General features: G+C 51.2%; 19 protein-coding genes. 4 read left to right on the top strand and 15 right to left on the bottom strand.

The window, feature by feature from the left end; translation table 11 throughout:
* Positions 1-376 precede the first annotated feature (376 nt).
* Positions 377-994 carry a helix-turn-helix transcriptional regulator gene (locus tag J4614_RS16480; RefSeq protein ID WP_000984812.1) on the top strand — a complete coding sequence of 206 codons (618 nt, stop codon included), beginning with the start codon at positions 377-379 and terminating at the stop codon, positions 992-994.
* A gap of 74 nt (positions 995-1,068) precedes the next feature.
* Positions 1,069-3,936 carry an intestinal colonization autotransporter adhesin MisL gene (gene misL, locus J4614_RS16485; protein ID WP_023262790.1) on the top strand — a complete coding sequence of 956 codons (2,868 nt, stop codon included), beginning with the start codon at positions 1,069-1,071 and terminating at the stop codon, positions 3,934-3,936.
* Between the two features lie 94 nt (positions 3,937-4,030).
* Here misL and J4614_RS16490 read toward each other — a convergent pair whose 3' ends face one another.
* Together J4614_RS16490 and J4614_RS16495 are read right to left on the bottom strand one after the other, a co-directional pair.
* Positions 4,031-4,495, bottom strand: a complete 465-nt coding sequence (locus J4614_RS16490) for a hypothetical protein (RefSeq protein WP_001521985.1) — start codon at positions 4,493-4,495, stop codon at positions 4,031-4,033.
* Positions 4,496-4,505: 10 nt separating this feature from the next.
* Entirely contained in the window at positions 4,506-5,363 is an 858-nt protein-coding gene (locus J4614_RS16495) for a transcriptional regulator (protein ID WP_023136629.1), read from the bottom strand.
* Between the two features lie 785 nt (positions 5,364-6,148).
* On the opposite strand from J4614_RS16495, the gene J4614_RS16505 reads away from it, so the two are divergent.
* Complete coding sequence (locus J4614_RS16505; RefSeq protein ID WP_000106461.1) at positions 6,149-6,829, top strand: isochorismatase family protein; 681 nt, start codon at positions 6,149-6,151, stop codon at positions 6,827-6,829.
* A 228-nt stretch (positions 6,830-7,057) separates the two neighbouring features.
* Here the strand turns inward: J4614_RS16505 and cigR are convergent, their stop codons facing one another.
* The 5 genes from cigR to J4614_RS16525 all read right to left on the bottom strand — a co-directional run bounded on the left by cigR (position 7,058) and on the right by J4614_RS16525 (position 11,492).
* Positions 7,058-7,537, bottom strand: a complete 480-nt coding sequence (cigR, locus tag J4614_RS16510; RefSeq protein WP_001065324.1) for an anti-virulence regulatory inner membrane protein CigR — start codon at positions 7,535-7,537, stop codon at positions 7,058-7,060.
* 101 nt (positions 7,538-7,638) lie between these two features.
* Entirely contained in the window at positions 7,639-7,725 is an 87-nt protein-coding gene (gene mgtU, locus J4614_RS22270; protein WP_252515021.1) for a magnesium transporter protection protein MgtU, read from the bottom strand.
* 12 nt (positions 7,726-7,737) lie between these two features.
* On the bottom strand, positions 7,738-7,830 hold the full coding sequence (gene mgtR, locus J4614_RS16515) for a protein MgtR (RefSeq protein ID WP_001082118.1): 93 nt from the start codon (positions 7,828-7,830) through the stop codon (positions 7,738-7,740).
* A 21-nt stretch (positions 7,831-7,851) separates the two neighbouring features.
* A complete protein-coding gene (gene mgtA, locus J4614_RS16520) occupies positions 7,852-10,578 on the bottom strand; it encodes a magnesium-translocating P-type ATPase (protein WP_000131296.1) in 2,727 nt (908 codons plus the stop codon).
* Between the two features lie 218 nt (positions 10,579-10,796).
* On the bottom strand, positions 10,797-11,492 hold the full coding sequence (locus tag J4614_RS16525; RefSeq protein WP_000392700.1) for an MgtC family protein: 696 nt from the start codon (positions 11,490-11,492) through the stop codon (positions 10,797-10,799).
* A 505-nt stretch (positions 11,493-11,997) separates the two neighbouring features.
* Between J4614_RS16525 and J4614_RS16530 the strand changes: the two genes are divergently transcribed.
* Complete coding sequence (locus J4614_RS16530; protein WP_000535970.1) at positions 11,998-12,900, top strand: EamA family transporter; 903 nt, start codon at positions 11,998-12,000, stop codon at positions 12,898-12,900.
* Positions 12,901-12,942: 42 nt separating this feature from the next.
* On the opposite strand, the gene J4614_RS16535 is transcribed toward J4614_RS16530, so the two are convergent.
* From J4614_RS16535 to dagR, 8 genes are all read right to left on the bottom strand, one after another.
* Positions 12,943-13,884 (bottom strand): Rpn family recombination-promoting nuclease/putative transposase, encoded by a 942-nt coding sequence (locus J4614_RS16535; RefSeq protein ID WP_000749540.1) that lies wholly within the window; start codon positions 13,882-13,884, stop codon positions 12,943-12,945.
* 235 nt (positions 13,885-14,119) lie between these two features.
* Positions 14,120-14,863, bottom strand: a complete 744-nt coding sequence (locus J4614_RS16540) for a 2-dehydro-3-deoxy-phosphogluconate aldolase (protein ID WP_001186150.1) — start codon at positions 14,861-14,863, stop codon at positions 14,120-14,122.
* Complete coding sequence (gene dgaE / locus J4614_RS16545) at positions 14,850-15,959, bottom strand: D-glucosaminate-6-phosphate ammonia lyase (RefSeq protein ID WP_208293247.1); 1,110 nt, start codon at positions 15,957-15,959, stop codon at positions 14,850-14,852. Before dgaE ends, J4614_RS16540 begins: the two co-directional genes overlap by 14 nt.
* A gap of 3 nt (positions 15,960-15,962) precedes the next feature.
* A complete protein-coding gene (locus J4614_RS16550; RefSeq protein WP_001526325.1) occupies positions 15,963-16,823 on the bottom strand; it encodes a PTS system mannose/fructose/sorbose family transporter subunit IID in 861 nt (286 codons plus the stop codon).
* On the bottom strand, positions 16,820-17,569 hold the full coding sequence (locus J4614_RS16555; protein ID WP_000380259.1) for a PTS sugar transporter subunit IIC: 750 nt from the start codon (positions 17,567-17,569) through the stop codon (positions 16,820-16,822). Before J4614_RS16555 ends, J4614_RS16550 begins: the two co-directional genes overlap by 4 nt.
* Before the next feature lie 145 nt (positions 17,570-17,714).
* Positions 17,715-18,200, bottom strand: coding sequence for a PTS system mannose/fructose/N-acetylgalactosamine-transporter subunit IIB (locus J4614_RS16560; RefSeq protein WP_001284295.1), 486 nt, complete (start codon positions 18,198-18,200; stop codon positions 17,715-17,717).
* 10 nt (positions 18,201-18,210) lie between these two features.
* On the bottom strand, positions 18,211-18,636 hold the full coding sequence (locus tag J4614_RS16565; RefSeq protein ID WP_000214106.1) for a PTS sugar transporter subunit IIA: 426 nt from the start codon (positions 18,634-18,636) through the stop codon (positions 18,211-18,213).
* 218 nt (positions 18,637-18,854) lie between these two features.
* Positions 18,855-21,653 (bottom strand): transcriptional regulator DagR, encoded by a 2,799-nt coding sequence (gene dagR, locus J4614_RS16570; protein ID WP_208293248.1) that lies wholly within the window; start codon positions 21,651-21,653, stop codon positions 18,855-18,857.
* Between the last annotated feature and the right edge of the window lie 66 nt (positions 21,654-21,719).

Genomic DNA, 21,719 nt, shown 5'->3' on the forward strand with positions numbered 1-21,719 from the left:
TTCATTACAGGTTTACAGGAATTACTTTTATATTTCATCACATCACCCCGATAGTGACGAAGGCAGCAGACAGATGGTATTGAGAACCGTTATTTATCACTCTCATGATTTAGCAAATAGTGCTGTTTTAAGATTTTTTCTGATATTGGAGATACTGTATAAAAATCCCAATGGGTGAAATACGAATCCGAAATGATGTATTACGACTGTCGGATCTGTCATGGTTCCTTAAAGCTGTACTTTAGGTCTTTCCAGGAGTTTATGACACTGACAATAATTCGCGACTTTTGACAGCCGTAGCACTGTATATTATCTGGATTGACACATTTATTTACCAATGAAATATTAATAGAAACATCGACGGGAGTCGTTCAGGATGATGAGAAAGCCTTCACAAATTGTCCATTGCATTAGTTGCGATTTATCCTGTCAATTATTCCCTGACAGCGCAGTACGGGTGCAATACTGTCATAATGCGGCATTTTCCATCTGGCCAGATGGTAATGCTTTCCTGAAAAAAGGGTTTATTGAAAAGTTATTGCTTGATAGACACAACCATTTATCCAGCGGTTTTATCTTTGTTGATTTTTCTTTCCCGAATCTTCGACGATTTACCGATTTACAATGGGCTGACAGTCTGGCAAACAGTGGTATGCATATTGTCCTGATTTCTGACAGAAGTTTAACTCCGCTGGCCAATTACTGGATTTTGAAAAGCAATAAAATACAAGGAATTATTTATTCCGATGACGATGATATTGTGCAACAGCAAAAGATGCACCGCTTGTTTACCGGTCGGCTCGCCAACAGTAAACGTGGACGAACGCTTAACTATACGGAATTTATATTACTGAAGCGCTTTGTATCAGGAATAAGTATTCAGCAGATTGTAAATATTGACAATATTGATATTAAGAAACTTTATGTGCATAAGCTGCGGCTTGAAAATAAGCTAGGGCATAGCATTCATAAAATAATATCAAATATTTTATAGATCCGTTTCCATTTTTATTATTTCCATATTATTGCGATGTGGAAGACGCTTTACGCCATAATGCAGGAGGCAGAATGCCAACTCCCCAAAATTACTCATTCATCGCCATAGCGGTATCAGCAGCATTAGCCTCTATGGTATTTCCCTCCCAGGCGGCCTGGGTCGACGTTGATAGTCTGCCATCCAGTGGGCTGGTCAGCCAGTTGCCGCCGGAATTACAGGCTATTATTCCCGCTCAGGCCAGTACCGGTTTCACCAAAGTCGGTACCATGCCCAACTACGTTTATCAGTGGAACACCGGCACCATCCCGGTTTATGGCAATGGACTCACGCTTAATGGGCCGGGCGCGGAGGCGTTTGAACACACAGTCACGGTTATTCAAAACAGCGGGACGGGAAGTCCGGGCGTGATTTTTGGCAACGACCTGACCATTCGGACGCAGTCGGCGAATGCCGCGAATAATGGTAGAGACGTCGATGGCATCCGTACTCACGGCGCGAATACTCCGGATAACCCGGTATTTATTATTACCGGTGACCGTACCCGCATCTACGTGGATGGTCAGGATGGTGACGGTATTAACGCCGGATATAACTCACTGGGCCAGGGTTGGACCGGATCGGCCAATATTTACGTCGGCGACGATCTGTATATCAAAACAACAGGTAGCCAGGGACGTGGAATTACAGCTAACGCCATGCGGGATGCGTCACGTGCCAAAAATACGATTGTCGTCGGCAATCGTGCACATATTGTTACTACCGGCGACAGTTCGGAGGGGCTACGTACCGGACAAAGCGGTTCGTTGATTCGTCTGGGTGACGATGCAACCATCGAAACCTCCGGCGCATCCTCAACGGGGATTTACGCAGCATCCTCCTCCAGAACCGAGCTTGGCAACAACGCTACTATTACGGTGAACGGTGCCAGCGCACACGCGGTATATGCAACTAACGCTACCGTTAATTTGGGAGATAATGCCACTATTAGCGTCAACAGCGCCAGTAAGGCTGCATCCTATAGTAAAGCCCCTGCCGGTTTATACGCCCTCTCCCGAGGCGCCATTAATCTGGCAGGCGGTGCGGCTATTACTATGGCGGGCGATAACAGTAGCGAAAGTTACGCCATCAGCACGGAGACTGGCGGCATTGTTGACGGTTCTTCAGGAGGACGTTTCGTCATCGACGGTGATATTCGTGCTGCTGGCGCCACCGCTGCCAGCGGTACGCTACCGCAGCAGAACAGTACGATTAAGCTCAATATGACGGACAACTCGCGGTGGGACGGGGCGTCGTACATCACCAGCGCTACGGCGGGCACAGGCGTTATCTCTGTACAAATGAGCGATGCGACCTGGAATATGACCAGCAGCTCAACGCTCACTGACCTGACGCTGAATAGTGGCGCAATCATTAACTTCAGCCATGAAGATGGCGAGCCATGGCAAACGCTCACCATCAATGAAGATTATGTAGGCAACGGCGGTAAGCTGGTCTTTAATACTGTGCTCAACGATGATGATTCCGAAACGGACAGGCTGCAGGTTCTCGGCAATACTTCAGGTAACACATTTGTTGCAGTAAATAATATTGGAGGAGCCGGGGCGCAAACCATTGAAGGTATTGAAATTGTTAACGTTGCTGGCAATTCCAACGGTACTTTCGAAAAAGCAAGCCGTATTGTTGCCGGAGCCTATGACTACAACGTGGTGCAGAAAGGTAAAAACTGGTATCTGACCAGCTACATTGAGCCGGACGAACCGATTATTCCTGATCCAGTAGACCCTGTTATCCCTGACCCTGTCATTCCCGATCCGGTGGACCCTGATCCAGTAGACCCGGTCATCCCTGACCCTGTTATTCCCGATCCGGTGGACCCTGATCCTGTAGACCCTGAGCCAGTAGACCCGGTCATCCCTGATCCGGTCATTCCTGACATAGGGCAATCTGACACACCGCCGATAACAGAACATCAGTTCCGTCCGGAAGTGGGCAGCTATCTTGCCAACAACTATGCGGCAAATACGCTGTTCATGACGCGTCTCCATGACCGTCTGGGTGAAACCCAGTACACCGACATGCTGACGGGTGAGAAGAAGGTCACCAGCCTGTGGATGCGTAACGTCGGCGCCCATACTCGCTTCAACGATGGCAGCGGGCAGCTAAAAACCCGCATCAACAGCTATGTGTTACAAGTGGGAGGCGATCTGGCACAGTGGAGCACTGACGGTCTTGACCGTTGGCATATTGGTGCAATGGCAGGTTATGCCAACAGCCAGAACCGCACGCAGTCGTCCGTGAGTGACTATCATTCCCGTGGTCAAGTCACCGGTTACAGCGTCGGCCTTTACGGCACCTGGTATGCTAACAATATCGATCGGTCTGGGGCTTATGTGGATACCTGGATGCTGTACAACTGGTTTGATAACAAGGTCATGGGTCAGGATCAGGCCGCTGAGAAATATAAATCCAAAGGAATTACCGCCTCGGTTGAAGCCGGTTACAGCTTCAGGTTAGGTGAAAGCGCGCATCAAAGCTACTGGTTGCAGCCCAAAGCGCAGGTGGTATGGATGGGCGTGCAGGCTGACGACCATCGCGAAGCCAACGGTACTCTCGTGAAGGATGATACCGCCGGTAATCTGCTAACCCGCATGGGCGTAAAAGCCTATATTAACGGCCACAACGCTATTGATGACGATAAATCTCGAGAGTTCCAGCCGTTCGTGGAGGCGAACTGGATCCATAATACGCAGCCTGCCAGCGTGAAAATGGACGATGTCAGCAGCGATATGCGTGGTACAAAAAATATTGGTGAACTGAAAGTGGGTATTGAAGGACAAATTACCCCGCGCCTGAACGTATGGGGTAACGTGGCGCAACAGGTAGGTGACCAGGGCTATAGTAATACCCAAGGCCTACTGGGGGTTAAATACAGTTTCTGATTCAGGTAACAACAGAGCCGCTGATCTTCAGCGGCTTTTACCCGGAAGCGCTTTCATTTGGCTGATACGTTCCATGAACGGCTCCCAAAACCGCTTAATGTGTACAGAAAAATATCGGGCGTTTCCCGATGGTGAACATAAAGCCACGATGGCCCTGAGTCAGGATGGTGTAACTGATACTTTTCCCTGGATAGACATAAAAATCGGGTAAAACCGTCTCGATAACCGCATCGGACAGTGTTTCGTCACGCGTGACTTTGTTGATATCCGTCGATATAAAATGGGTGCTGTCTTTATTTTCACTCCATACATAGGAAACATCACGGCGGATCACGCCGCTCATTTTATTATCGACGTAATACGTTCCGCTGATGGAAACCACCCCAGTGCGTTTTTTCAGCGAATACATAAAGTCCAGCGTCAGGTTAGCCTGAGTGTTGTTATAAAACACAATCACAGGCGCCGTACATTTCTCTGGATCCCGGTTCTTTTCCGTATATAAATGAAAAAGATGCCCAAGCCCTACTCCCAGAAACAGTAGCGTCAGGCAGGCTAACATCAGTGCCTTTTTACCCATGAGCCACCCCGCGGAAAAAAAGCGTCACGCAGCCTGTATCACCGCGCGTTTTATAAGGTTGCTGACAAATCAATGCCGTAACCGCTGGGGTGCGACTGCTGGAAGGGAAATAGACCCATGGGTATTTCTGACAATCCATACCGGTTTTTAGAATCATTGACTTATAGCTTGCAAAGCGGCTACCGCTTTCGATATCTTCATTCCGCGAGAAAAAATGACAACCCTGGGTTGTTTCAACCAGCGTGTAGCGATCATAAAAATCCTTATCAGGAACGGTTTGCCAGCTGATAGTGCCAAGCAAAATACCGACAGCAAATGTCCCGGTCATCCAAAGTACAGGTACATAATGTTTAAACCAACGCTCTGACATACGCGGCGGCGTCTCACCCTTTTTTTCTATTGTCTGAGCGAAGTCTTTGCGGATGGTCATGATGCTCACACCAGGCTCAATCTGAAAGCCTCTACGCGGAACCGTGATTATCAGCGTATCTTCATTTTCGCCAACGGTACGTAATCCGCGGCGAATAATGGAGATATTCTGATAAAGCGTATTTGCCGACACCACCATGCCGTCTTCTTCCCACACTTTTTGAAAGAATGTTTGTTGTGAGACGACGGAGGGGGCGTTTTCCAGCAGAAGGCGCAAGCAGCGGCTGGCGGGCGTTGTCAGAATAATGTTGAGATCTGGCCTCGATAATGACGCCAGGCGATTCATTTCTGGATTAAATTCAATATTATCGTTAATTATCCATAACATCGCATTGTTACCATGCCAAAACATAACGTAGTTGGAGAGGGTTAATAGACACCACTGAGTATAGTCTGATGCTGTGGCTGCGTAGCAGGACATGGATTGTCCCCTGCACATACCGATCATATAGAAGAGCGAGAGGCATAAGACATTAACAGGTAAGCGTAGACACCGCTTTTCTCATTATAGCAGACTCAGGGGTGAAAGTACGTTTGGTTTTCTTGTTCGTTAAGTCACCTGTTTTGTATTGAGGTGAGAATATCACCTTTAATCAGGTGGCCAAATTTACTGTGCCGCTACGCTTTAATATCTCATATATAAATCATGAAAAAATATATCCTGACAATCTATATCATATGAAAGACAGGGTTTTATTGAACGTGTTCTCTATAATGGCTTGTAATATCCAAAAAAGCAGCACTCGTCATGTAGGGATAGTTTTCAAGTTATTAAGAGTTACAGTAGCCATACTTAATGTCAGCACGCTTCCCACTTAATATTTAAGCTACGCTTTATATTATTTAAATATAAATAAGTTAATCCTTAAATTGAACTATTTCAAATTTATACTAAATAAGTTTAAAACTATCTATCAGAAACAATTTGTAGGGATATTGCCTGTTTTTTCAATCAATAATCCTCTCTGACATGTAAAATAGAAACATTTATTCATAATATGAATATTGTTGTGATAACAGATTCGCGTGAAAGTAAATCGACTGAAGGTGATGCCGATGAATATTCCTTCAGAAAGAACTCAACAGGGTAATCCAAAATCGGCAACGGATTACTGTCATCAGCTTAAAAACGGAAATCGCCCCGGCGATTAATGACTTTAACACTGATAGTGATTATCAGTGAAAGGCAACAACAAGGAATGAATTATGTCTACACCCGCGAATTTTAACGGTCAACGCCCTGCCATTGATGCTAACGACGCAGTAATGCTGCTGATTGACCACCAAAGTGGCCTGTTTCAGACCGTCGGCGACATGCCGATGCCGGAATTACGCGCGCGCGCCGCGGCGCTGGCTAAGATCGCTACCTTATGCAATATGCCGGTCATTACTACCGCATCCGTACCACAGGGACCGAATGGTCCGCTGATTCCGGAAATCCATGCCAATGCGCCACACGCGCAATATGTCGCGCGTAAAGGGGAAATTAATGCCTGGGATAATGCCGATTTTGTACAAGCGGTAAAAGCGACAGGCCGTAAAACGCTGATCATCGCCGGTACTATTACCAGTGTCTGCATGGCTTTTCCAGCCATCAGCGCCGTCGCGGAAGGTTACAAGGTATTTGCGGTAATTGATGCCTCCGGTACGTACAGTAAAATGGCGCAGGAAATTACGATGGCCCGCGTGGTGCAGGCGGGCGTAGTACCAATGGATACCGCGGCGGTAGCCTCTGAGCTGCAACGTACCTGGAATAGGGAAGATGCCGCAGAATGGGCGGATGTATATACCAAAATATTCCCGGCCTATCAGCTACTGATTGAAAGTTATACCAAAGCGCAGGAAGTAGTAAAAAATAATGAACTGCTGGATTCTCAGCGCGCATAAATAACGCCCTGAAGCGGCTAAATAGCCCCATTTAATGGGGCTATTTTACTTGCCATTTTGGTCCTGGGCAGTGCTCGCCAAAACGCGTTAGCGTTTTGAACGCCGCTTGCGGCGGCCCGAAGGGCGAGCGTAGCGAGTCAAACCTCACGTACTACGTGTACGCTCCGGTTTTTGCGCGCTGTCCGTGTCCAAACTGGCTGCGCCAATAACGCCTGGTGGGATAGGCTCTTAATCAAATACGCCATTAATAATCGCCGTGACCACCGCGGTACTGAGCGCGATCAGCACCAGATTATCCCCAACGATTTTCCACTCATAGCCCGGATAATAAGGTAATTGTCCTAGCATAGACGCCGGCACCGTTTTTTTAGCGATTCCCGGCGGCAGCGGTTTTCCTCTCGCCAGATTTTTCGCAATCCCCGGAGGTAAAGACTGATAACCCGTCAGCCCTAAATTCACTGCCAGTTGCCTGGCGACAGCATAGCTAATGTCCGACTCGACGTGATCCGGTTTACCGCCATTTTTACGGTGTTCCGTTTTTTGCCCGGCATTTCCTTTATGTCCGTTACCGTTATTACCCTGATTAGCCGCGTTATTACCATGTCCGCCGCCATTGCCATTTCCCGGATTCGCCAGCACAGGCGTAGCGCTCAGGGAAAACGTAATCAACGTCGCCAGGACGGCGGTTAAACCACGACGATTATTCATGATATTGCCCTTCTGATGTGGGATACCATGAAAATAGCGCCCCGCCATAAAAAGAACAACTACATCGATTCTTATTTTAAGCGGGGCTCGCCAACAGCAGCTTATCGTATCCAGATAGTCAGTAAAATCAGGATGATTGCTATCAGGACAACCTGATAAAAAATTTTGTCCAACCCTCTTTTTTGCATGGCGTCACCTCGTTATAAAACGATTTGCCAGAGGGCTAAACACAACACCAACAGGCTAATCAGTAAAAATATCAGCGCGATGATTTTATCGGGTGAGCGATTCATCTGGGCGATCCTCAAACATCATTAAAACCACTGGCCAAAGCGTTTGATATAAAAGCGCTTCATGCCTTGCGCCACCAGACAGTAGCTCAATAATGTCGCCACCAACCACGGGAAGTAGCTCAGCGGCAGCGGCTCCAGTCCAACCATCGCACCCAAAGGTGAGAATGGAATATAAATGCCTATCGCCATAATCAAGCCGGTCGTCAATAATACCGGCAACGTCGCCCGACTTTGGATAAACGGTATTTTCTGCGTCCTTAGCATATGCACGACCAGTGTCTGCGAGAGCAGACCCTCAATAAACCAGCCGGACTGAAAGAGCGCCTGCGCCTCTACGTTATTAGCCGCAAAGACGTACCACATCAACGCAAAGGTTGTGATATCGAAAATAGAAGACGTTGGGCCAATCCATAGCATAAAACGACCAATATTTTTCGCGTCCCATTTCCGCGGCTTACGCAGGAACTCTTTATCCATTTTGTCCCACGGCAACGACAACTGCGAAATATCGTACATCAAATTCTGGATCAACAGATGAATCGCCAGCATCGGCAGAAACGGAATAAACGCGCTGGCTACCAGTACCGAAAAAACATTGCCGAAATTAGAGCTGGCGGTCATATTCAGGTATTTAATGATATTGCCAAAGGTTTCCCGCCCTTTGATGACGCCTTCCTCAAGCACCATGAGATCTTTTTCCAGCAGAATAATATCTGATGACTCTTTAGCAATATCGGCGGCGCTATCGACGGAAATCCCCACATCCGCATCACGAAGCGCGGGCGCGTCGTTGATCCCATCCCCAAGAAAACCAACGGTATGACCATTTTTCTGTAGCGCTTGCAAAATACGCGTTTTTTGTAACGGCGTCAGCCGGGCGAATACTGCGCGTTTCTCCACTTCAGACGCCAGTTCGGCATCTGACATCGCCTCAACCTGGGTTCCGGTCAGGATATCGTGCGTATCAATACCCACTTCCAGACAGATACGCGCCGTCACGACCGGATTATCGCCGGTGAGGACTTTGACCGCCACGCCGTTATCCCGCAACGCGGCAATCGCTTTTCCGGCGCTCTCTTTCGGCGGATCGAGAAAAGTGAGCATCCCTTCGATGGTAAGTTCGGTCTCATCCTCCACACTTAATGTCGGATTGTTCCCGGAACCATCCAGCTTACGTGTCGCTATCAGCAATACACGGAATCCCTGCGCATTGTAATCTTCGGTTTTCGCCAGCAGCAGCTCGCGGCGTGTTTCCGTCAGCGCCACCACACGATCGCCTTCGCGAAGATGGGTGGCTACCATCATCATCTCTTCAACAGCGCCTTTGCAGATCAGGCATCTGTCTCCATGCTGCGTATCCTCCACCAGGACCGATACCCGGCGACGTACAAAGTCGAATGGCAGTTCATCGCGTTTAACGAAGCGCGCTTTTGTCGATGGCGCGATGCGACCCTCGCCAAAACGCAGTATGGCGCGATCCATCACATTCCGGGCGCCGCTCTGGCTGCTACTATTCAGCCAGGCCAGCATCAATACCCGGCTGCTTTTTACACCGCTCACATCCAGATGATGCTCCAGAAAAATATTGTCCTGGGTTAAGGTGCCGGTTTTATCTGTACACAACACATCCATCGCGCCGAAGTTTTGAATAGCGTTCAGGCGCTTGACGATCACTTTGCGCCGCGACATCGCAATCGCGCCTTTTGCCAGGTTGGAACTGACAATCATGGGCAACATTTCCGGCGTCAACCCCACCGCAACCGCCAGCGCGAACAGCGAAGCCTCTACCCAGTCTCCCTTACTGAACCCATTGATCAGCAGGACAACCGGCACCATGATCAGCATAAAGCGTATCAACAGCCAGCTCACGCTGTTGACTCCACGATCGAAAGCCGTCTGGGTACGCGTACCCACAATGGATTTCGCCAGCGAGCCGAACCAGGTACGGCTTCCCGTCGCAACCACGACCGCTTGCGCTCTGCCGCTGGTTACATTGGTTCCCATCAGACAGATATTGCCCAAATCTAACAGGCTTTTATCTTTGTCAGGCAATTGCTCGCTGTCTTTACCTGCCACATCAGCCATAACATCGTATTTTTCTACGGGTAATGATTCACCACTAAGAATTGACTGGCTGATAAAGAGATCGCGCGACGCCAGCAGCCGGACGTCGGCGGGCACCAGATCGCCTGCGGCCAGAAAAACCACATCGCCCGGCACCAGTTCTTCAATGGGAATCTCTTCCTGCACCGCGCCTATATTGCCCGGCCCACGACGCAACACCGTGGCGGTGGTGCGAACCATCTTTTTCAGCGCCTGTGCTGCTCTGTTAGTGCGAAACTCCTGCCAGAAACGCAATAACCCGCTCAAACTGACCATCGTCAGAATAATCAGCACGCCGGTGAGATCGGTCTCTTCGCCACGGCGTAACGGGAGCCAGTAATCCGTGATAAAACTGACCCCTGCCAGTGCGATCAGAACGTAAATAAACGGGTTATTGAATGCCTGCAGAAGCTGAACCAGCACCGGAGGAACTTGCTCATGCGCCACTTCATTGCGCCCATACACTTTCAACCGTTCGCTGGCCTCTTCTATCGTGAGGCCCTGACGATGGCTGTTCAGCCGCGCCAGTGTCTCCTCCGGGCTATGAAAAGCTTCCGCTTCGATCGGAAATACTTTTTTATGCTGCTTATCATTTTCTGACGCCGGGCGATTGAGTTTCCGGTTTTCAATGTTCATGTCAGTCATGATGAATCCCCAAAATTAAGGTGTAGTGTTTCCTGCATATCACGCCCAGGGAATAGCAAACTCACGATTTGAAGGTGAATGCCCCGGGAGAATTATCTATGCATAAAAAAGGTTATTGCTTACTCACTATTTTGAGTGGGTTTTATTTTATCGACTCGGGAATATCCATCATTCCCTCCTTATACGCCTGGCGTAATGTTGCAATTGAATAAAAACTATTATTGACTATCAATGCTCCAGTGAATTGCGGTGATATTATCGTTATCACCTATTCTGGATATAATCAGTTCTCGCGTTTTACGATAATCAGCATGACCCACGAGCTCGGCACGGATTTCTTTATAGCCCTGTTCCTGAGCGGGGACCGAACCTAACCCTTGTAAACAGATCGCGGCCTCTTTTACGATATTCAGTAACCACTGACGAACCTCGCTCTCATCTTCTTTATTACAGGTTACTTTCAGGATATAACGTTTTTCTCCCTCGGCGGATACCGGGAGTTGATTTATACGCTGCGCCGCTTCACGCAGTAAAATATTGGCACAAAGAATAATGATCGTCGCCGCCAGCGCATTTTTGAACTGCCCTAAGCCGCATAACACGCCGATGCCCGCCGAACACCATAGCGTTGCCGCAGTGTTCAGCCCGCGCACATTCATCCCTTCGCGCATGATGACGCCCGCCCCCAGAAAGCCAATACCAGAGACAATCTGCGCCGCAATTCTCCCGGGGCTGTCTGGCGATGTCGTCATGGAGCTCAGAATAAAAACGGCGGCGCCTGTCGCCACCAGCGCATTAGTGCGTAATCCCGCCATACGTTGACGCCATTGTCTTTCCGCGCCAATCAGCGCGCCCAACAGCATAGCGGCCAGTAAATTCAAAATATAAGGAAACATTAACATACGTTCCTCCATTTTTTCTGGAAGAATAAGTACGTGCTATATTTAGCACACGACAAATCTCTGCCCTGAGGCAATTAGCGTCGTGTTAACGGCGGAGGAAATAAAGCGTGTTTAAACATGAACATGACGATTACCTCGCGACAATGCGCGTGTTGTAACATTATTGGGATGACAATCGTCACAAGGGGAGATTGCTGCCCACCGGTTCGGCAAGCAGCGCAGGAATAGCGTGCGTTAACTTGCCAGATGATTTACGTAAAAGTGACTGTCCAACATATTACTCCTGCATGAATTTGCGCTTATTATAGTCAGTCAATATGTTCTGTAAAGTGCAAAGGCGGGGATAGTGACGATTTGTTTAAGTTTGTTTGATATTTTCTATGACAAAAAAATGACAATATTATGTCAATAACAGGCTCGTCTGAAATCATTAAACAATAAATTCCTGCTTAATGCCGGCGATAGCTCTGTTATGATGCCTGCACGTAAAAAAATAAAACAACATGACGAGGAAAAAATGGGTTCCACCAGAAAAGGGATGCTAAACGTCCTGATTGCCGCCGTATTGTGGGGGAGTTCAGGCGTTTGCGCGCAGTACATCATGGAGCAAAGCCGTATGTCGTCACAGTTCCTGACGATGATACGTTTGTTATTCGCCGGGCTGATACTGGTGACCTTCTCCTTTATGCACGGCGATAAGATATTTTCAATTCTTAAAAACCGCAAAGATGCACTGAGTCTGCTGATTTTCTCCGTGGTGGGCGCGCTCACCGTTCAGCTAACCTTCCTGCTCACGATTGAAAAATCCAATGCTGCCACCGCGACAGTGCTGCAATTTTTATCGCCGACCATTATTGTAGCGTGGTTTGCATTAGCGCGAAGAACACGACCAGGCATTCTGGTCTTAACCGCCATTCTTACATCGCTTATCGGCACCTTTTTACTGGTCACTCACGGCAATCCAACATCGCTGTCGATCTCTTCAGGCGCGCTGTTCTGGGGTATCGCCTCCGCATTTGCCGCCGCCTTTTATACGACCTGGCCTTCCAGGCTAATCGCCCAATACGGCACACTGCCAGTGGTCGGCTGGAGTATGTCCTTTGGCGGCCTTATTCTGCTGCCCTTCTACGCTAAAGAAGGAACGCACTTTGCGGTGAGCGGCAGTCTGATTCTGGCCTTTTTCTACCTTGTGGTGATCGGTACGTCGCTGACGTTCAGCCTGTATTTGAAAGGCGCGCAACTGATTGGTGGCCCCAAGGCCAGCATTTTAAGCTGCGCGGAACCGTTAAGCAGCGCCCTGCTGTCGCTGCTGCTGTTGGGGATTAGTTTTACCTTGCCGGACTGGCTGGGCACGCTGCTCATTCTCTCGTCAGTGATTCTGATCTCCCTCGATTCCCGTCGACGCGCGCGGGCCGCTTAACGCCGTTGATAATCACGATGACCGGGCGGAAGAGGGAAAAGTTTAATGGCGCTTTGCCTTAATCTCTTCGTCAGAAAGCCCGGTAATCATCAGCACCATCTCTCGCTCGATCCCCTGTTCCAGCATCGTATGCGCAATACGCAAGGCTTCCTCCTGCTTACCTTGATGTATACCTTGCTGTATGCCTTGTTGCACGCCTTCACGCTTACCTTTTCTGCGCCCCGATTCACGTATTCTGTCTACGATCGTCATTAATCTCTCCTTGTGTTGGGGAACACGACGCGCCACCTCGCGGATAAACTTGCCAAAACGAGGCGTGCTGCCATGCTGTATTAGCAAATAATTAAACAGCGCTTTTAGCTGACTGTCATTAGCGTTTCCCGTAATCAGAAGTACCGCTAAGCGCTCGACCAATCCCATCAGGTCGCGCTGACGTATATGCTTTTGTACCAGCTCCAGCATCGCGATACGTCGATGCTGCATAATCTCGTTATCCGGCACCACCGTAATGTCTACCAGTGGAAATGCCGTCGCATAAAGCTGACGCGCCAGTGCAGGATCGTCAAACTCATCCAGCCAGCACAGCGAAAAGGGATACGGGCTTTTCGCGCCATGGTAAAACAGCATGGGAATCACCAGCGGTAACGTTTTATGGCCAGCATCCAGATGGCGCTGCATCGCGGCAGTCGCGTAACGCATTAACCGGAACGCCATATGCGCGTCCGGCGTACTCTGATGCTCTATAACGACATAGATATAACCGTCGCCTTCACACGTTTTTAGCGACCAAAGGACATCGGAATAAAACGCGCGTAAATTTTTCTCGATAAAACTGTCCGGCGCCAGTTTCAACGTCGTCAGATCGCAACGTATTCTTAGCGAATGGGGAAGATGAATATTGAGAAAATCCCGCGCGGTATCCGGATGGCGTAAAAACGTTTTGAATACCGCATCATGGGGCGTGGACGTGGGGCTTTTTTTCATGGCGATCCGTCACCTGAGGAATAAGATGACGCCACTGTACTCGCCAAAAATACAGGCAGCATTCAGGAAAATTTAACCCTGCGAGGAGGCCCGAAAGGGAATCACTGACGGCTGCAATACGTACATTTTTGCCCGGCCTGCTACGCATTATCGCCCGGTAGCGTAACGCTAACCGGGCCTACAAATACACGTCATCTGTAGGCCAGGTAAACGCAGCGCTCTTCGGCGATAAATCTCACACCAGCGCTTTAACTATCTCCATCAACCGAATGACGTCTTCGGGGCGCGTATTGCCGGTTTGCGGATCGATAATCGAGCTGTAAACATGCGGCATGACGCGCGGCACGCCTGCCTCCAGGCAGGTTTGCAGGATAATACCGAAATTATCCAGTGAGATACCGCCGGTCGGCTCGATGAGCGTCATGCCTTGGCGGGCGGCGGTTGTCGCCAGCGCATAGAGTTCCGGTAACGACTTCTCGCCGCCCATCGGGAAAAACTTCGCCGCATGTGCGCCCATATCCTGCATCATGCGTACCGCCGCTTCACAGGAAACGCGGGCTGGCGTTCCCTGGCTGCTGCTGACGCCGGTAGAAATCACCACCTCGCCAGGCGTTCCCGTCGGGCTGACCAGGGCGTTAATATGTGTTTGCTCGCCGCCTGTCGCCGCCAGTGCGCCCGCTGCGAAGCCGCTGCCGGTAAAAGTCTGGTTGACGTGGGCCGGGTGAGTATGGGCGGCAATCATCGCCGCTTTGTAGTACTGCGCCGGGTCGCCTGCGCCCAGACCCACTGAGATTGACGGCACCTCCGCCATCCAGCGTTTCACCTCCGGCACGCCCTCTTCTACCGTAGCGAACTGCGCGGAAAGTACGCCAATGACCGCATGGCCTTCGGCGGCTTCATAGATAGCCTTCGCGTTGGCGATATCCTTTGCCAGCACGTTAATCGCTACCCGCTGACGATAAAAATTAATCTGCTGCATGTTCTGCAATCTCCCTGAGTCGCGCCACAATCAATGCCATTTCCCCTTCGGCTACCGTGCGTGGATCGAGGCTAAAAACCCCCTGATGAAGCTGATATTTGCGGGCGTAAATCGCTATCTCACCGCCGCGCAACTGCGCTTCGACGTCCTGCGCATTCAGCCCCAATTCAGATGCGTTCACCCGCACACGAATACGCCAGATTGCACGCCCGGCTTCATCCTGTTCGATATCGGCATAAAGACCATGGATGGCGGAAATCGCTTCCGCGACCGGCTGTAACTGTGCTGCGGTCACGGTCGTCTGGCCCTGGTGGTAATTCTCCAGCGCATACACCAGCCCAACCATGTTTTCCTTGCCAATTTTCATCGCCCTGGCAATCCCCTGGTGCTGCGCTTTGCAGGCGGCAATCCACGTTTTCCTACCAGTGATAAAGCCAGAGGTTGGCGCATTAAAGGCTTTCGCGCCGCTATAGATAACCATATCCGCGCCGCTCGCCACCCAGCCGCGCAAATCCTCTTCCGCCGCGGCATCGACAATCAACGGCAGGTGGTTGGCCTGCGCCACCTGTACAAAATCGTCAATGCTCAACATGCCTTTCTGTACGCAATGGTGTGATTTCACATACAGTAGCGCGGCGGTCTTTTCGTTAATGGCGCTTTCCAGTTGCCAGCGGGCCGTCAGATTGCTCGACCCCACTTCCACTATGCGCCCGCCGCCAAGACGAATGGCGCTGGTGACTGGCGCGCCATAGTCCACATTATGCCCGCGCAGCATCACTACCTCATTGGCCATACCGCTACTGTCCGGCATCAGGGCGACGCGCGCCCGATCGCCGTGGGTGATAGCGGCAGCGACGGCAATGGCAATACCCGCCGAGGCGCACGAGGTGATATAGCTATCTTCAGCACCCGTATAGCGTGATACCAGTTCGCCGGTTTTTTCCACCAGCGCGTCAATCTCGACGAAAGCGGAAGCCGCGCGCGCGGTGGCCTGCATGACCTCCGGCGCGACGCTTGAGACGCCCAGAATGGTCATTTTGCCGCAGGCGTTAATGACCTTTTTCAACCCCAGTTGTTGATAGATATTCGGCGTCATGATTTACAGCACTCCCAACAACGAACAGACTATGCTCAGTGCGACAATCGACAGTAAAATGGTGGTGTAGCGCGGCCCTTTTTTTACCAGATAGAAGTAGATGGCGAATACCGCCGCCAGTGGCAGTAAGCCCGGCGCGATAGAGTCGAGGATCTGCTGAACCACCACTTCAGATCCTTTCAAGGCGCTAATTTTTAACGGCGTGGTGATTTTGACGTAGCTGGCGGAAAGCGCGCCCATCATGATCAAACCCAGCACGTTGGCCCCGTAGATCAGTTCTTTGATTCGCCCCCCTTGCAGCAGGCCGATAATCGAATCACGCCCCAGCGTATACCCCTTGTGGACCATGCCGTAGCTGATCGCCAGGGTGATCGCCGGGTAGAGAATCAGCGGGATAATACCGCCCATCGCGCTGCCATTTGCCGCGAACGGAATAAAGATCGCTATCAACAGCGGCATCACCGCCGCCCAGATAATCGAGTCGCCCATCCCGGCAAGCGGCCCCATCAGGCCAGTTTTAATGCCGGTGATAGACGAGTCGTTAATCGGCTCGCCGCGCGTTTTTTGTTCTTCCATGGCAATAGAGATGCCCTGAATCACCGCGCCGAAGGTCTGCTCGGAGTTAAAGAAGTTAAGGTGGCGTTTTAGCGCTTCTACCTGCTCCTCTTTTTGCGGGTAGAGTTTTTTGATGATCGGCGTCATCGAGGCGCAGAAAATCAGGCTTTGTAAGCGCTCATAGGAGCTGGAAACCTCGGCGCCCAGCCAGTAGATAAACCAGGCTTTGGTGATATCTGCTTTGGTCAGCGCCCCGCTTTCCCGCGCGCGCTCAACCAGTTCATGTTGCATTACGTCACTGCTCATCATGCTGCTCCTTCATTTTTCGCCAGGCCTTTAATCAGGAAGGCGACACAGGTGCCGAAGATGGCCATCGCCATGATGTCGACCTTGAGGTACAACACCGCGAAGAACCCGCCGATAAACCACGGCAACAGGCTCTTTTTACCGATCACCATAATGGTGATGGCAAAGCCCAGCGCCGGCAGAATGCCGCCCATGATTTCAAAGGAGTGGGTTAACCAGTGCGGCATCAGTTTAAGGAAACTTTCCACCACATCCTGGCCAAAGTAGTTAGCGGCAAAGACCACCGGGAAGCGCAGTACCAACCCCAGCAATGCCGGGTAAAGAAAGGCGCAACGCATGATGCCCGCCATGTTTGCCGTTTCCGCGTGTTTATCCGCCATATGCACCCAGGCGGCGTTCAGCGTGCGCCTAAGCTGATCGAGAAACACGCCAATCACGCCAAACGGGATTGCCAGCGCGATCGCCAGGTTTGGGTCCATACCGGCCTTCACCGCGATAGGAATGGAGATACAGGCCGCCAGCGCCGGGTCCGACGGCACGTTGCCGCCCGGCGTTGAGGTCACGCCCAAATAAACGAGCTGCATCCCTGCGCCGATAATCATCGCAGTCTGCATATTGCCAAGCAAAAGCCCGACAAATACCGCGATCACCACCGGTTGTAACAGCATCGCGGAGAAGGTGTAGCCGAGGCGTAAACGGGCAAACCAGTAATACAACCCCATCAGGCTTGCAAAGAGTAAGGTATCCATAGTGTTATCCTATACACTTCATCCTTCAGGCTGCCTCTTTGTTGGCTGCCTTCGCTCACCCCAGTCACTTACTTTAGTAAGCTCCAGGGGATTCACTCAGTTGCCGCCTCGATGCATCCAGAATGATTTTGTGTCTATTAAAGGGTTAGAATTTTTTCAGGATATCGTCGAGCGGCTGCGGCTTATCTTCCGGAATGGTCTGGAAAAATACCTGAACGCCACGGTTTTTCAGGTCGTTAAGAATGCCGACGTCTTTTTCATCCAGCGTAATATTCTGAAAAACCGCCTTGCGGTTTGGCCCGCCGCCGAGACCGCCAACCTGAATGCGGGTAACGTCAAAGCCCAGTTGTATGGCGTCCTGCACCGCCGCCAGTGAGGGAAAAAGCACCAGCACGTTACCGTCGCCAAGCTGATTTTCTTTCCATGCGGCGGCAAAACTCTGGTTGCCGAAGCAATCCACTTTGATATTTGGCGGCGCGGCCATCAGGTAGATATTTTTCATAAACGGATCGGCATCCAGTTCATCACTCACAACGGCTATCCGGTTCGCCTGAGATTGTCCGACCCACTTCGTGACAACCTGCCCATGAATGAGACGGCTGTCGATGCGGCATAAAACGATATTGGCCATGATGTTTTCCTTAGAGTGATTGTTGTAGCTGACGTACATGGGCGACCACATCCAGGCAGCTACTGCGCCCGGCCTCAACTAACTCATCCACGCAGGCGGTTAGCATCCCTTGTTCGCGCCTGTCCAGCGCCTCCAGCAGTAGCGACGCATTCAATCCGGCAATCACCGCCACCGGATAATCGGCGCTTAGTCGCGCCGCGACGTTGGACGTCGTGCCGCCGACAAAATCCGTCAGGATCAGCGAGCCTTCCGGCAGCGTTTTCACCACGGCCTCGACGCGTTGATAAAACTCGCCCAGCGTATCGACAGGCATTAGCGCGATTTCCGTCACGCCTTTAATTTCGCCCGTGACCATACGCAGGCTGTTGCAAAGCGGTTGTCCCCAGCCGCCATGCGTCAGCAGCAGGATGTGGGGCAACGGTTGTGTGGTAGTCAAAATGGCCTCCTGGCGCAATTACATGAGGACACCGGCATATATTGCCCGGTGGCACTGCGCTTACCGGGCCTACAGGACACTCCCGGTAGGCCGGATAAGGCGTTTACGCCGCTATCCGGCATAACGCATCATCAGAAGAGCAAAGGTTGTGCCAGAATTTGTGTCACGCGAGGAAGAAGAAAGGTCTGGCGAGGCGCGAAGCCCCGCCAGTAAAAGGATTAGCTATAGAGCAGTTCGTAGATATAAAAATATTCCGCATCTGATAAACGGATGGCGTAGGCATCTTCGATCGGCAGAAAAGCGGATTTGATGACACTAAACGCGCGCGCGTCCAGATTCGGCTGACTTTCCAGCGCCATCTGTAACGGTTTTCGGTTAATCACAATACGCTCTACCATACAGCAGCAGTGGATCAGGAAGCGTAGTGTCACCTGGCGGCTTGGTTTCAGGGAAAGCGAAGACGTCAGATGGTTAAAAACGCCCTCCATCTCTTTCAGAATACGCTGCGGGTTAAGCACGGAAATATGATTGATGATGCTCTCCATCGTTAGCGCGCTGATAAAGCGCATGGCGCAGCGCTCCATCTCCAGACGGCGTTCAGCGTTGGACAGATCGGGCGTTAACAGGCTCAACACCAGTTCCGGCCCTTGTTCGGAGAAAAGCTCTTCCAGCGAAATAAACGGAATATCCGGCAGCCCCGGCTGGAAAGTGCCGACAATCCCCGCCAGCCGCTCGCTGGCATTCAATGCCTGCTGAACGCGCTCCAGACTTCGTACCTCGTTATAATCAAGGATCACCATCCTGGTATCTTGCGACATCAGTTCGCCAAAGCTCTCCTCCAGCACCTTTTTGATTTTTTCCGCCGTTCCCATGCCGGTAATACAGGAGATGACCAGCACTTTGCCGCCGTTCTCCTGCTGCGGCGTACAAAGCTGGCAGGGGATATTTTTACTCTGCAGGAGCGCCGTCAACTGTGGTAAGTCGCTGGTTTCATAGCTTAAATCCAGCCCGACTTCCAGTAGACTGGTCAGCGTGATGTTCGGCATGAGCAAAACATCTATCTGGAATAATTTACTGATGGTGCTGCCGAAATGGATCAATGAACCGATGTCCACCAACAGGATAAGCCGCCGATATTGGCGGGTTTGAATCATTTGGGTCAGCGTTTCCAGCGTGTCATGCACCGACTGTTCAAACGGCATGTCGATGGCGCTGAACAACTCGCGCTCCAGCACGCGGTTGACATATTGCGCCTGACTGGTGGCGGTGGTCGCGCCGTGGGCGATCAAAATGACCCCGCAGTCGGGGCTGGCATCGATACGCTGACGATAATGGCGGCACTCTTTCAGGAACAGGCATAGCCAGACCACTTCCGTCGCCGGACACTGAATATGCAGCAGTTCGTTGATTTTCCGACACAGCAGCGTGGCGTTGTCATATTCGTCTTTGCAGCGATCCAGGATCAAACTGGAAGAGTAAAGCTGCGGGATCAGGCCGCGCTGCACGTAGCCTATCAGCGCCAGGAAGTGTTTACGCAGTGGGTTAACCAGATTTTCCGGCAGCGAAAAACCCAACACCTGCTCTACGCAGCCTATCAGCAGCGTCACGCGCTCTTCAATCTGGTCGCCATAGCGCGGCGGATGCGCCACGCTGTCGCGGCTGTAGAGACCGTATTCAAAAATCGAGCTGAGTTTATTTTTCAGGATCGCCAGCGTCTCCGCCGGGGGGACGTTACTGTTGCGCAAATTAACATACTCGCGCGTCAGGAAGCTGTAAAAGAGGTCGCTCTCTTCAATTTCCGCCCCGGTCGCCAGCGACGTCTTCAATGCGGGCAGCGTGCGCGCGTCTATGTTTAGCCGCGCTTTACCCTCAAACAGAGTATCCACCAATAGACGCTGTTCCGGCGTCGGGTTAATCGACATCTCCGCCAGCCGCTTATCCAGCTGTAGCGTGTCGTTATGCTCGGTCATTCCCGATGCCCACGCCTGAGCGCAGAGAAACTGAATATCGCTTTTTAGCTGACCGATATTGCCTTCAAGGGGTTTATTCAGCAACCAGAGCAACAACGGTTTATCAATGCTGACCGTGCGTTCTATTTTGCGGCTTTCCCGTTGTAAGAACCCCACGATCAGTTCGATCTGTTCTTCAACGGAGCGCTGGCGAATACCCGGCAAATCAATGCATACCTGAATACGCCGCTGGAAAGTACGTAACAGCGCCGACCCGACCGGCTCGGTAGTGGCGCAAATCAGGCGTACCGAAATTGATCGCGGCTGGCTGCTCACGCCAAGCGGACGGTACTCGCCTTTATCCAGAATAGAGAACAGCTTTTCCTGCCCTTCATAAGACAGACGGTGCACCTCGTCCAGCAGCAGATAACCACCGTCCGCCTGCTCCACGAGGCCTGTTTTATGTTCATTCGCGCCGGTAAACGCCCCCTGCCGATGACCAAACAGATGCGAGGAGAGCAGTTCCGGGTTATGGGCGTATTCCGCGCAGTTAAAGTAGACCAGCGGCGGGATAGCGCCGCTCGCCTGTTCACAGGCGAAACGGTGCATCAGTTCCGCAAAAAAGGTTTTACCGACGCCGGACGGCCCGGTAAGCAGAACGTGTAAACCGTGCGGATAGAGCACCGCCGCACGGCCTTTTTCTACCGCATCGCGCAGGCTGCGATCGTAACCAATCAGGCTGGTAAACGGATCGTCGGGCGCGTAATGCTCTTCATGCGGCAGCACATCCGCCACCGACCGCACTTCGCGTTCAGACTCTTCCAGCTGTCGTCCCAGCAACGTTTCCAGCGCCTGACGATGCAGAAAATAGACCGGGCGGCCACGGCTTTTGATTGCCAGGCCGTCATTCCATAACTGATTGAGATCTTTGCTGACGGAGTTACGCGCCAGCCCAAGATTGAAACCTATCGCCTCCGCCGTAAACGCCGTCTCCTGCGCCAAATCGGCAAGACATAGCCCGCGCGTCAGCCGTTCCAGCTCTCCCAGTACGATCTCAATACGTCTCATTACACTACCGCTTACGAAATAAAAGAGTGTTCAGAACATACACTATTCTGCCACGCAAGAAAGTGA

This window comes from Salmonella sp. 32031103-2018-00083-FB-01-SM-01, from assembly GCF_017571995.1.
Classification (GTDB): domain Bacteria; phylum Pseudomonadota; class Gammaproteobacteria; order Enterobacterales; family Enterobacteriaceae; genus Salmonella; species Salmonella enterica.